Consider the following 12,692-nt stretch of genomic DNA (forward strand, 5'->3'; position numbering starts at 1 on the left):
GAAATGGATGATCGAATCATATCCGCCAATCTTATGATGGAAGAACAAGCGGTGGAGCTTAGCTTGCGTCCTCGTTATTTAAATGAATATATCGGACAATCAAAAGCAAAAGAAACATTAAGTATTTATATTGAAGCAGCTAAGCTACGTAAGGAAGCATTGGATCATGTTCTGTTATATGGACCCCCAGGATTAGGTAAAACGACACTATCGAATATTATCGCCAATGAGCTTGGCGTTAGCTTACGTACAACTTCTGGGCCTGCAATAGAGCGTCCAGGAGATCTTGCAGCACTACTTACCAATTTACAAGAAGGTGATGTATTATTTATTGATGAAATTCATCGGTTACATCGTACTGTAGAAGAAGTATTGTATCCTGCGATGGAAGATTTTGCACTTGATATTATGATAGGTAAAGGTCCAAGTGCCCGATCTGTTCGTCTAGATTTGCCACCGTTCACACTAATTGGTGCTACAACTAGAGCAGGACAGCTTTCTGCACCATTAAGGGATCGATTTGGTGTAGTAAGTCGTCTAGAATATTATAATGTAGATGAACTAGCATTTATCGTATCGCGTGCTGCTGAAATCCTTAATGTAGATATTGTAGGCGAAGCATCTCATGAAATTGCACTGCGTTCTAGAGGAACACCTCGTATTGCTAATCGACTGTTGAAGCGTGTTCGTGATTTCGCTCAAGTACGTGGTGATGGAATCATTACACATGACATTGCAAATTCAGCGCTTGAATTGTTACAAGTAGATCCTATGGGATTAGATCATATTGATCATAAAATGCTACATGCGATGATTTCCAATTTCTCAGGGCGTCCAGTAGGATTGGATACCATCGCAGCTACTATTGGGGAAGAATCGATTACAATTGAAGATGTATATGAGCCTTATTTAATGCAGATCGGATTTTTACAACGCACGCCTCGCGGGAGGGTTGCGACTAATCAAGCATACAATCATCTGGGACTCCCCATCCCGGAGAGGTAGTTCGAAATCGTGGACTGTGATCACGATGAACAGCTTCGTAGTTGATTCGGCGGCGAATATGCCCTCCATCGAAAGCCTGCGTGTGCTCACGTACACAATACGTACGCTGTGCTACTCGTTTCCGCTGGAGTGCATCTTCTTGGTGCTGACAGCCCACGATTTTGAACTTTCATTATAAGCTTCGTGCTAAACATTCTCCACTCGTGTACTTGAACCGTACACGTTGCTGGGTAAGGCTATGGGGATGTTAAAGGATTTTCGCTCGTGTACTTGAACCGTACACGTCACTGAGTAAGGCTATGGGGATGTTAAAGGACTTTCCGCTCGTGTACTTGAACCCTACACGTCACTGAGTAAGGCTATGAGGATGCTAAAGGACTTTCCACTCGTGAACTTGAACCGTACACGTCACTGGGTAAGGCTATGGGGATGTTAAAGGGCTTTCCGCTCGTGTACTTGAACCGTACACGTCACTGAGTAAGGCTATGGGGTTCTGCTCGTGTACTTGAATCGTACACGTTGCTGGATATCGATATTGGGTTGAATGCTTTAATTTCAAATCTTCATTGGAAAATAAGGAAGTGATAATATGTTGAAAATTGCAAAGCAAAGCTTAATTTTAAGTGTAGTAATCGCATTGTTACTATCACTATCAATTTCAGCTCCAACGAAGGCGGCTGTGCCGTCGCTTGATAAGATTCGGGTGGCGTTGTTCGTTGATATTCCGAAAAAATATTCAAGTATTACAAAGGTAGCGACTTTATCTTCTGAGAGTGCAATGAGATTATCAGTGAAAACAGCTTCTAATTCAACGGAGTGGTTAAATTTCCCGGGGAATGATCAATTACGATTAGCTATGAATGATTACAAAGTTAATGTGTTTGAATCCACTGATTTTACTGCAGCACAACAAGTATATAAGGCAGTGAAGACGGCTGGTGGTACGCCGTTTCTAACGTCTCTAAGTAAAAATGATAAAGTGACTTTTCAAGTGCTTGAAGGTGGATATGCTAGTAATACTGATGCGACTGCAGCTGTGAAGAAGTGGACAAGCAATGCAACTGTTGCTAATCTTTTGAAGTCGCCAGCTACTGTATATGGTCCGTTTGCACTTGAAAGTGGTAGCTATGCTACGAAAGCAGATGCACAGGTTGCTGCGACGAAATTTGGCGCGCAAGGTTTGAATACTACGATTGGTATGAAATTAAATAGTACTGGTAAACTAGAATATTCCGTAGTTGTTGGAATGGTTGGTACAACTGCTGAGCTTGGGTTAGTGAAGACTGCCGCTAGTAAAGTGAGTAGCACGTTGAAAGATTTGAAAGGTAGCGAAAATATGCTACTTATGAGAATTGATCATTCTGCAACAGATCGTGCAACTTCATCTAATGAATTATATCTATACAATCCACATTTGATTGTATCGTTAAAGGCAGATAAGGAAGGTTTAGTTAAAATAACTGAGCGTAGCGAACGATCTTATCGAGGTACGATGGAGTTAGGATCGCTAAATAATTCCATGTATGTTGTGAATGAATTACCATTTGAGCAATATTTATATTCAGTAGTTGCGATTGAAATGTATCCATCATGGCCACTAGAAGCTCTGAAATCTCAAGCAGTTGCTGCACGTACATATGCCCTTTATTCAGGTTCGGGATTTGTCGTGGCGAATGTTGTTGACACTACAACGAGTCAAGCATATTATGGTGCTAACTCTGAATCTGCCAACACAACTAAAGCAGTTGATGAGACTAAAGGCGAGGTTATTACTTATAACGGAAAATTAATCGAAACGTTATACTCTGCGAATGCAGGCGGAATAACGGCCGATGCGAAGGAAATTTGGAATAATGAAGTTGCTTATTTGAAAAGTGTGTCTAGTCCCGATGCAATTTCAGAAAAGGGATTGTATTATTGGTATCGCGTCGTTCTCCCTAATGGAAAAGTAGGATATATTCGCGAAGATTTGGCTAAAGATACTGGTAAGACAAACGAAGCAGGAAAACCAATTCTATTGTCTAATACAGATGCAACCAATATTCGTCGTAACCCACTTATTCAATCAAATGTTCCGGCAGTTGATCTAATTAATAGCGGAGTGCAATTAATTGCACTAGAGAAGGTCATTCAATCCAATTCTATGAATTGGCGGAGAGGACCTTATAGCAGCGATGAAATAGCAAAAACTATTAACGCTAAATTACCCAATACGATATCTGGCAATATTACTTCATTTACAGTTAGTAAAGTAGGAGTATCGGGTCGGGCATTGGAAGTGTCGGCGAATGGTAAAGTATTACCTATACCTAAACCATTTGATTTCCGTGCAATTCTTGGGGTAGATGGTTCTTTGCAAAGCACATTATTCAGCATTGAGGAAACGGGTAAAATTGTTATTCTCGGTGCCAATAAATTAGATCGCACGAAAACAGATGGTGCGAAAGCATTGCAAGTTGTCGGTGCGAATGGCAACACGGCAACGGTTAGCGGAGAATATATGTATGTACTTGATGGTAGTGGTAATGTTCGAGCTGCGACTACTGATGCAGGCTATCAATACAACGGTACAGGTAATGGGCATGGTGTTGGGATGTCTCAATACGGTGCTTATGCTCTTGCTGAACAAGGGTATGACTATCAATATATTTTGAAATACTATTATACAGGAACAACTGTTACTAAGGATGAATAGACAATGAATGTAGACTTATTTGATTTTCATTTACCAGAAGAGCTTATTGCACAGACCCCGTTATTAGAACGCACGTCATCTCGTCTTCTAATGCTCAGCAAAGAAAGTGGTCAAGTGGAGCATGGTGTTTTTACGGACTTGGCTGACAAATTAGAAGCAGGAGATGTTCTTGTACTTAATGACACAAGAGTATTACCCGCAAGATTACTTGGCAAAAAGCAAGAGACAGGTGCAAAAGTTGAGTTATTATTACTTACTCAACTTGAGAATGATCGTTGGGAAGTACTTGCTAAGCCTGCCAAACGTATTAAGGTAGGCACAGTACTTTGTTTTGGTGAGAATGAACACGGAGAGCCTATATTAACAGCTACAGTTGAAGCAGAAGCTGATATGGGTGGTCGAACTGTAAAATTCAACTATAATGGGATTTTCAACGAGTTGCTCGATCAACTAGGCGAAATGCCTTTGCCTCCTTACATTAAAGAAAAATTAGATGAGAAGGAACGCTACCAGACTGTATATTCTAAGCATGATGGTTCTGCAGCAGCTCCAACAGCAGGCCTGCATTTCACAACACAATTTCTCGAACAACTTCAAACGAAAGGTGTACAATTAGCCTATATTACGTTACATGTAGGACTTGGAACGTTTAGACCTATGTCTAGTGATACGATTGAAGAACATGAGATGCATGCGGAATATTATGAATTAAGTGAAGAAACTGCACAAATTCTGCAACGCGCGAGGGATGAGAACCGTAGAATAGTAGCAGTGGGTACGACTTCAGCACGGACGCTTGAAACATTAGGACAACGTTTCAAGGAGGACAAGCTACAAGCTTGTAACGGCTGGACATCTATTTTTATTTTCCCAGGCTATGAATTTCAACTCGTAAGTGCATTATTAACGAATTTCCATTTACCGAAATCAACTTTGGTTATGCTAGTCAGTGCGCTAGCTAGTCGAGATCATATTATGCATGCTTATAATGTAGCTGTGCAGGAACAATATCGATTCTTCAGCTTCGGAGATGCAATGTTTATATATTAAGAGGTAATATTATTGAGAGAATAGGACGCGTGAACAACTTGGCGATTAGATATGAATTTATTAAGCAGTGCAAACAATCAGGAGCAAGATTAGGTCGTGTGCATACGCCACATGGTATTATCGAAACTCCTACATTTATGCCTGTAGGTACACAAGCAACAGTGAAAACAATGAGTCCAGAAGAATTGAAAGCAATGGATGCTCAGATTATATTGAGCAACACATACCATCTGTTTTTAAGACCTGGACATGACATCGTGAAAAAAGCAGGTGGACTTCATAAGTTTATGAATTGGGATCGTCCAATTCTTACAGATAGCGGTGGCTTCCAAGTATTTAGTCTAAGTGAGCGCCGTAAAATCTCAGAAGAAGGTGTAGAGTTCCGTTCACATCTAAGCGGTGAGAAACTATTCCTTAGTCCGGAAAAAGCTATGGAAATTCAAAATGCACTAGGTCCAGATATTATGATGGCATTTGATGAATGTCCCCCATATCCAGCTACTTATGAATATGTGAAGCAATCAACAGAACGTACATCAAGATGGGCAGAACGTTGTTTAGCAGCACACGAGCGCAAGCATGATCAAGCATTGTTTGCGATAGTACAAGGCGGGATGCATGAAGATCTGCGTGTACAAAGCGCTAAGGATTTGACTTCCATGGATTTCCCGGGTTATGCTATAGGTGGACTAAGTGTAGGCGAATCTAAGGATTTAATGTATGAGGTTCTAGACTATACCGTTCCTCATTTACCGTTCGACAAACCTCGCTATCTTATGGGCGTTGGTTCACCTGATGCTCTTATCGAGGGATCAATTCGAGGTATTGATATGTTTGATTGTGTCTTACCAACTCGTATTGCACGTAACGGTACATTAATGACTAGTCAAGGACGTCTTGTTGTTCGTAATGCCAAGTTTGCTGAAGATTTTGGACCTATCGATCCGAATTGTGACTGCTATACTTGTAAAAACTATTCTAGAGCATATATTAGACATTTGTTGAAAGCAGATGAAACATTTGGAATTCGATTAACAACGAATCATAATCTGCATTTCCTTGTTAACTTAATGAAAAATGTTAGAGAAGCAATAATGAATGATTCTCTACTTGACTTTAGAGATAAATTCTTTGAGCAATATGGTCTTAACAATGAAAATACTAGAGGATTTTGAAAGGGGTGAAAACTATGTCAATTTCTTTAGCAGCTGCAGCAGGAGCTGGAGGTGGTAATATTTGGACAATAATCGGTCCATTTATTCTAATGTTTGTGGTATTCTATTTCTTATTAATTCGTCCACAACAGAAGAAACAAAAAACTCGTAACTTGATGCTTAATCAAGTTAAAAAAGGTGATAAAATCGTAACGATTGGTGGCCTTCATGGTACGATCGCTGAAATCACTGACGATGTTGTAGTATTACGCGTTAATGATACGACTAAACTTACGTTTGATCGCAGTGCAATTAGCACAGTATCACAATCTGCACCTTCTGCAGACTAGGTACATAATGAATAAGGGTGATCGTATCGTTACTGATACGATCACCCTTATTTTATTTGCGTAAATTAACGCCAACCATTCCGCCAAAAGCTCCTGTACCAATAACAGTAAGTAAAAGCAGGAAACTATGTAAACTTAACGCAATATCGGAAGCTAAGAAACTTACAATGATAATAATAATTCCATATAGAATACCGAGAGCACTACCGTAATACCATCCTCTTGATTCCGCACGTTTACCTGAACTTAACCCTCCAATCAAGGCAGCTGCACCATGAATGACATAAGCCATTGTTCCTAAGCTACTTTCTTTCATCTCTGTAAAATGTAAGAAGAGGGAAGCTATCAAAGCTCCAGCGGCTAGCCATAATAAAGCGTATGTTATGCCTGCTAGCAGTGGCATTGCGAATAGTTTTTTTGTTCCAGTATTCATAAAATACCTCCTTTAAATTTTCATTTCTTCTTGAGATATGTCTTATGAAAATGTAAAAACATATCAAGCGTGTTGGCTTCATAACTTGGCTCATTTAACCATATGGGAAAACAAACAATTTTAGTACAAGTTCTATGTCTTTATATTTGATAGGAGCTATTCCCATTATCTATACGAAACATAGGTGCATGATCTAATGGCTAAGCGACCACAATAGTACATACATTGAACCTTGATTGATTGGAGGAGCTATTGATGATGGAATGGTATTCGTTAGCATTACGTACAGTCGGTATGTATATAATCATTTTTATTGTGTTACGCGTTATGGGAAAACGTGAAATTGGTAAACTCTCCGTATTGGACCTTGTTATATCAGTTATGATTGCCGAGATTGCCGTCATTGAGATTGAACAAGTTGACGATAATTTGATGCATGGAATTTTACCGATTATCATTCTGCTTATTATTCAAATTATATCTGCTTTCCTTTCCATGAAAAGTCGTAAAGTAAGGTTGCTTCTTGATGGAAAGCCTACAGTAGTTGTTGCTAATGGTGAAATATATCGTGATGAGCTCAAAAAACAACGGTACAATTTAGATGATCTAATGCTTCAGCTAAGAGAAAATGGCGTTACTTCGATATCAGAAATTGACTTTGCTATACTTGAAACAAGTGGGAAGTTATCCGTCATCCCGAAAAGTAATGATGATGTAAAAGTAGGAGGTTCTCTAGCTTCAGAAAATTTTGATAAAAATGAAAGCTCAGTCGGAGAAACTAATGAATTAGAACCTAATCAAGTAATGAATAATAAATCTTCAGAAAGAATCATTCCACCTGGTTTTCGGTATGAGATGTTACCAATTCCATTAATTATGGATGGAAAAGTGCAAGATGAAAATTTAGCGAAAATCAATAAGACTCGATTTTGGCTCAAAAATATTATTCAAGAAAAAGAAATTAATCATTTCAAAGATGTTTTACTATGCACTATTGATCATAAAGATCGAATATATATCGATGGTGGTAACCGGAAAAAGTAATGTACTATTGATCTGATCCGAACCATTTTCCGATATAAGGAATTCTAATGAGGTCAGCTTTATCGATAATTTTTGTTAAGAACATTAGGAAGATGTAGACAATCATCGCCGCCATACAAGCGGTGGGTAAGCTAATACCAAGAGGTTGATTGGCAAGTAGTGACATCACATATTGGGCAAATCCACCTGTAATGATAATAGATGCACCTACTTTAACGAAGTCCATCATATGCATTTTGAATCCAACATAACGCTTCACGCTATAGCTATGTAATAAGGTGACTAATACAGTATTAATAGCAATGGCGATCAATACTCCTTTAATTCCTAGTTGAGGATTCGAACCTAATATTATAATGAGTGCGATCTTAATGATGGCTCCAATAAACGTGTTCATTAACGCTACTCCAGGTTTTTCTAAAGCTTGTAATGTTGCTTGTAATGGAGCTTGTAAATAAATGAAAATGCCTATCGGTGCAATGAGTTGCAATAACGGTGCATATTCTCCATGAGCATATAGTAGTTCACAAATTGGAGCTGCAAATATAAACATAATAATTGTAAATGGTGCTCCTGCGACGAGTGAGATACGCATCGATTGATGTAAACGTTTATGAATGAGATGGTATTGTTTCTGAGCAACAGCTTCTGAAAGTGATGGAACAAGCGATACGGCTAATGAATAAGTTAATGCTGTTGGTAGTAAAATAAGAGGCATAATCATTCCTTGTAGCGCACCATATTGTGCTGTAGCGATACCGGTAATAATACCAGCAGCGGCAAGGCTTCGAGCTGTAAATATAGATTCTAATAAGTAGCTTAATGAGCCGACCAATTTGCTGCCGGTAACCGGTATAGACAGTGTAAGCAGCTTTGCAAGTATTGATTTGGATGCAATTTCTTTACTTACAACAGCATTATTAAATTCGTTCTCGGATGTAAGAGGTAGTTCAGCAGCGATAGTTATCGGCTTTTTCTTATCACGAACATGACTCAGCAGCATAACCGCTAGTCCACCAATTTCCCCCATAACAACGCCTAGCATTGCTCCAGCTGCACCCCATGCTAATCCATATGGTAGTAACCAATAAGCTAACACTAATGAAAATACAATTCTAATTAATGTTTCAACCGTTTGTGATACAGCGCTTGGAATCATATTCTGTTTTCCTTGGAAATAACCACGATATACAGCCGAAATCCCTACGATAAGCAGTAAAGGTGACATCATTAAAAACGATTGATACACCCTTGGATCTGGAATAACATACTTAATAAAGACTGGTGCAAATAGAAGCATAATGCTAGTTAGAAACAAAGCGATAGATACACTTAGAAACATTGCCGTTCTGAAGATTTGCTTTACTCTTCGTTCATCACCTACCGATTGGGCTTCGGCGATCCATTTAGCGATGGCTAGCGGGATGCCGCCAGTTATAAATGTTAGCAACACAATGAGAAAAGGATAACTCAGTTGGTAGATACCAACACCCTCTGCTCCGATGATACGTGGTAATGTAATACGAGGAATAAATCCAAGAATACGATTCAATACACCTGCAATAAGCAGAATCATAGCTCCCTTAATAAAGCTCTGCTTTGTCATCTAATACACCTCACTTCATTGACCCTACATTACAGACTATGCTTGACCTATACATTTACATGTCTGAAAATAATTGATACAAGCAGGAAAAAAGTTAGTGGGCAGCGAAATGTACTAAGTACACTACAGATATGGAGATCTTAGGTGCAGCTTATGCTTCCGAAGTACTTTTCATTTACGGGAAGTAATACTGTGAAGCTTTTGAAAAGTTGTAGGAGGTGTAGCAATTGTCTAGTATAGAGTGGAACGATGATATTAAGGAGCTTTGCATAAGCAAAGCGGAGGAGCTACAACTTCTTGGATATGAGCATGTTAAGGCTAAGGAAGTCTGGGCGTGTGTAAGTTCTCGTTATGTGAAAAGTGGACAACCCCAGCTTCATCAGCTTGTAAATGATATTTTATCTTTAAGAGCAACTCAATTTATGAACTACTTATTGTTAAGTGCATACAAGGGAGACTCTTTCGAATAGGGAAGAGTTTTCTTTTTTTTTGACGTCGTATTTCGACATCTGTATAATGGGAATATTGAGATCTAAGGGGGATTATTGACGTATGGTTAAGAAAAGATTGCTTGCCTTTGTCGTAGTGGTTGTTGTCCTATTTGGTGTAATTGCTTGGACAAGCCCTTCTATACTAAAAGAGGTAAAGCTAGGACTTGATCTTAAGGGTGGATTTGAAGTGCTTTATGAGGCAACACCATTTGAAGAAGGTGGTCAAGTAACTCCAGAAGCATTGAAACAAACTGCCAAAAGTTTAGAAAAGCGGATTAATGCTTCAGGTGTATCAGAACCAGAGGTTTTGCCAGAAGGGACAAACCGTATTCGTGTTCGTCTAGCTGGAGTAACGAATGATGAAGAAATAAGAGAATTGTTAGCTAAGCCGATTAATCTAACGTTCCGAGCACCAGACGGTACGATTATGTTAAATGGTACTGATTTCAAAGAAAATAGTGCTGGCGTAGTTTATGATGAATTGAATCGTCCTGTTGTAACGATCGAATTAAAGGATGCACAGAAATTTACTAAAGTAACAACTGATCTCGTAGGTTCATATCTAGCTATTTATTTGGATGACGAAGAACTTTCTCGTCCGAGTGTTAACTTCCCGATAACAGGTGGTTCTGCGCAGATTTCACTTGGTAATGCAGAACGTGCTGAAGCAGAAGAACTTCGTGATCTTATTAATATGGGATCATTACCTGTGAAACTTACTGAGAAGTATACGCAAAGTGTGGGTGCCAAATTAGGACTAGATTCCTTGAGGGATACCGTAACTGCTGGTGTCATTGGATCTCTAATCGTATTAGTATTTATGGTTATCGTGTTCCGTGTTCCAGGCTTTGTTGCTGGAATTTCAATTATTACGTACGCTTGGTTATTGATATTAGTCCATAACTGGATGGGGGCAACATTGACACTCCCAGGTATTGCGGCGTTTGTACTCGGTGTCGGGATAGCCGTCGATGCCAATATTATCACTGCCGAACGGATTAAAGAAGAAATCCGTACAGGTAAAAGTATGTTCTCAAGTTTGAAAGCAGGTTCTAAGAGCTCATTCCGGACGATTATGGATGCGAATGTTACATCTATTATCGCGAGTGTAGCACTATATGTAATCGGAGACGGTGCGATTAAAGGTTTCGCCTTAACGATGATCTTCAGTATTATCGTAAGTGTACTTACGAATATTTATCTGTCAAGATTCTTGCTTACGATGTTAGTAAGTAGTAATGCATTTATGAAACCCAAATACTATGGTGTAAAGGAGGAAGATATCCGTGCACTTTGATTACAAAATTCATTATGATTTCATAAAAAATCGCAAGAAATTTTACACGGGTTCAATACTGCTAGTAGTAATAGGAATTGTATCGCTACTTATTTTCCAAATGAATCTAGGCATTGACTTTAAGTCTGGAACAACAATGGACGCGGTAGCTGATCATGGGGTAACGCAAGCTGAAGTTATCGAAGTTCTGACAGGTTTAGGCTATGATGAAACGCCAACGGTCGGTGGAGAAAATAATGAACGTATTTCAATCCGTTTTGGTGATGAGTTGGCAGCAGATTCTGTGAAAGCCATTCAAACGGCATTAATGACTAACTTTGGCGATCAGATGGAATTTGAAGTTAACGTTGTTTCAGCAGATTTAGCAAGAGAGCTTGCCGTTAAGACAATCTGGGCAATTCTTGCTGCTTCTGTATTGATTATGTTGTACGTTATGATTCGTTTTGAATGGAGATTCGCTTTATCAGCTAACATTGCAATTCTGTATGACTGTTTTGTAGTAGTTGCAATGTTCTCGTTATTCCGACTAGAAGTCGATCTTCCATTTATAGCGGCAGTTCTTACTGTACTTGGTTATTCTATTAACGATAAAATCGTTATATTTGACCGTATCCGTGAGAACTTGCGTTTTAAACCTCATAAAAATGCAGAACAACTACAAGAAATTGTTAACGCGAGTATTTGGCAAACAATGGCTCGTAACTTGTATACTGTGTTGACTGTGTTTATTGTTACATTACTAATATTCTTATTCGGTAGCGAATCAATTCGTCTATTCTCACTTGCTATTCTAATTGGACTTGTAAGTGGAGCTTATTCAACAATATGTTTGGCGAGCCCACTTTGGTTTGAATTTAAGAAAAGAGAAAAGAATAAGAAGCCAAAAGCAGCTTCACCTTCTCCGAAGAAAGAACCTGTAATCTAGTTAAAGAAGTAGTCCTGCACTTCATGTATCCTCCAATTGTTAGTAAAGACTAACAATTGGAGGTTGTTTTTTGTGCAGAATTTTTGTGAAGTTATGGTATAATGAATTGTTGAGTGACTAGGAAACGAAGTTAATGCTACGAAGTACTTTTCATGAAAAGTACGTGAATAGTTTTAATGCTTACGAAGTACGTTTCATAAAAACCATGAAACGTTTTAGGAGGATCAGATGTCTGCAGATGTTGAAAAACAAAAGAGCTTAATAAATAAGCTAATGATGCTCTTCTCTAAGTCTCACCTTTCTCATGAATGTTCCAACGACTCAGATAGTACGGAGCGTATTTTACAGGTTGTACAACGCATTAATGGTGTTGTCGCAATTGAGAGTTGTGATGCCAAGGAACAAGGACATTATGTTGTTGCTTCATTAACGATTAATGTTAATCCCAAAATTACGGTGCAAGAAGGTCAAGATATTGCAAAACGAGTACGCTGGCTATTAATGCATCGATTTACACATCTAACTGATGTTGTTGTTCATGTAAAGCCGTTTGCGCCTGATTATCCATACAAATCAAACCATTCTACTGCGCATGATGAAGTGCCGACGATATTGCAGTAGTTGTGAGTAGTTCAAAATCGT

Annotated in this window: 12 protein-coding genes; 10 read left to right on the forward strand and 2 right to left on the reverse strand. The window is 38.9% G+C overall.

Translation table 11 applies throughout. The annotated features are described in order from the left end of the window. The first annotated feature begins 3 nt into the window (after positions 1-3). The 5 genes from ruvB to yajC all read left to right on the forward strand — a co-directional run bounded on the left by ruvB (position 4) and on the right by yajC (position 6,254). A complete protein-coding gene (gene ruvB, locus NV377_RS00245) occupies positions 4-1,005 on the forward strand; it encodes a Holliday junction branch migration DNA helicase RuvB (RefSeq protein ID WP_258199177.1) in 1,002 nt (333 codons plus the stop codon). Between the two features lie 589 nt (positions 1,006-1,594). Continuing rightward, the gene (locus NV377_RS00250; RefSeq protein WP_258199178.1) at positions 1,595-3,700 is read left to right on the forward strand and encodes a SpoIID/LytB domain-containing protein; all 2,106 of its coding nucleotides are present in this window, start codon (positions 1,595-1,597) and stop codon (positions 3,698-3,700) included. 3 nt (positions 3,701-3,703) lie between these two features. After that, a complete protein-coding gene (queA, locus tag NV377_RS00255) occupies positions 3,704-4,750 on the forward strand; it encodes a tRNA preQ1(34) S-adenosylmethionine ribosyltransferase-isomerase QueA (RefSeq protein WP_258199179.1) in 1,047 nt (348 codons plus the stop codon). Positions 4,751-4,788: 38 nt separating this feature from the next. Beyond that, positions 4,789-5,925, forward strand: a complete 1,137-nt coding sequence (gene tgt / locus NV377_RS00260; protein ID WP_258199180.1) for a tRNA guanosine(34) transglycosylase Tgt — start codon at positions 4,789-4,791, stop codon at positions 5,923-5,925. 14 nt (positions 5,926-5,939) lie between these two features. Further along, entirely contained in the window at positions 5,940-6,254 is a 315-nt protein-coding gene (gene yajC, locus NV377_RS00265; protein ID WP_258199181.1) for a preprotein translocase subunit YajC, read from the forward strand. A gap of 52 nt (positions 6,255-6,306) precedes the next feature. Here the strand turns inward: yajC and NV377_RS00270 are convergent, their stop codons facing one another. Next, entirely contained in the window at positions 6,307-6,687 is a 381-nt protein-coding gene (locus NV377_RS00270; protein ID WP_258199182.1) for a TIGR04086 family membrane protein, read from the reverse strand. A 258-nt stretch (positions 6,688-6,945) separates the two neighbouring features. Between NV377_RS00270 and NV377_RS00275 the strand changes: the two genes are divergently transcribed. Beyond that, a complete protein-coding gene (locus NV377_RS00275) occupies positions 6,946-7,731 on the forward strand; it encodes a YetF domain-containing protein (protein WP_258200322.1) in 786 nt (261 codons plus the stop codon). Between the two features lie 4 nt (positions 7,732-7,735). On the opposite strand, the gene spoVB is transcribed toward NV377_RS00275, so the two are convergent. Next, a complete protein-coding gene (gene spoVB, locus NV377_RS00280) occupies positions 7,736-9,337 on the reverse strand; it encodes a stage V sporulation protein B (RefSeq protein ID WP_258199183.1) in 1,602 nt (533 codons plus the stop codon). 227 nt (positions 9,338-9,564) lie between these two features. Between spoVB and NV377_RS00285 the strand changes: the two genes are divergently transcribed. The 4 genes from NV377_RS00285 to NV377_RS00300 all read left to right on the forward strand — a co-directional run bounded on the left by NV377_RS00285 (position 9,565) and on the right by NV377_RS00300 (position 12,671). Continuing rightward, complete coding sequence (locus NV377_RS00285) at positions 9,565-9,807, forward strand: post-transcriptional regulator (protein ID WP_258199184.1); 243 nt, start codon at positions 9,565-9,567, stop codon at positions 9,805-9,807. A gap of 82 nt (positions 9,808-9,889) precedes the next feature. Next, positions 9,890-11,125: a protein translocase subunit SecD gene (gene secD, locus NV377_RS00290; protein ID WP_258199185.1), complete on the forward strand. Its 1,236-nt coding sequence runs from the start codon at positions 9,890-9,892 to the stop codon at positions 11,123-11,125. Continuing rightward, complete coding sequence (secF, locus tag NV377_RS00295) at positions 11,115-12,050, forward strand: protein translocase subunit SecF (RefSeq protein WP_258199186.1); 936 nt, start codon at positions 11,115-11,117, stop codon at positions 12,048-12,050. Before secD ends, secF begins: the two co-directional genes overlap by 11 nt. Before the next feature lie 228 nt (positions 12,051-12,278). Beyond that, positions 12,279-12,671 carry a cation transporter dimerization domain-containing protein gene (locus NV377_RS00300; RefSeq protein WP_258199187.1) on the forward strand — a complete coding sequence of 131 codons (393 nt, stop codon included), beginning with the start codon at positions 12,279-12,281 and terminating at the stop codon, positions 12,669-12,671. The last annotated feature ends 21 nt before the right edge of the window (positions 12,672-12,692 follow it).

It is taken from the genome of Paenibacillus endoradicis (assembly GCF_024721975.1).

Excerpts from the sequence above, each read along its gene's own strand:
- spoVB (WP_258199183.1), bottom strand. The coding sequence starts at position 9,337 with ATGACAAAGCAGAGCTTTATTAAGGGAGCTATGATTCTGCTTATTGCA.
- NV377_RS00250 (WP_258199178.1), top strand. The coding sequence starts at position 1,595 with ATGTTGAAAATTGCAAAGCAAAGCTTAATTTTAAGTGTAGTAATCGCA.
- NV377_RS00300 (WP_258199187.1), top strand. The coding sequence starts at position 12,279 with ATGTCTGCAGATGTTGAAAAACAAAAGAGCTTAATAAATAAGCTAATG.
- yajC (WP_258199181.1), top strand. The coding sequence starts at position 5,940 with ATGTCAATTTCTTTAGCAGCTGCAGCAGGAGCTGGAGGTGGTAATATT.
- NV377_RS00270 (WP_258199182.1), bottom strand. The coding sequence starts at position 6,687 with ATGAATACTGGAACAAAAAAACTATTCGCAATGCCACTGCTAGCAGGC.
- secD (WP_258199185.1), top strand. The coding sequence starts at position 9,890 with ATGGTTAAGAAAAGATTGCTTGCCTTTGTCGTAGTGGTTGTTGTCCTA.
- NV377_RS00275 (WP_258200322.1), top strand. The coding sequence starts at position 6,946 with ATGGAATGGTATTCGTTAGCATTACGTACAGTCGGTATGTATATAATC.
- queA (WP_258199179.1), top strand. The coding sequence starts at position 3,704 with ATGAATGTAGACTTATTTGATTTTCATTTACCAGAAGAGCTTATTGCA.
- ruvB (WP_258199177.1), top strand. The coding sequence starts at position 4 with ATGGATGATCGAATCATATCCGCCAATCTTATGATGGAAGAACAAGCG.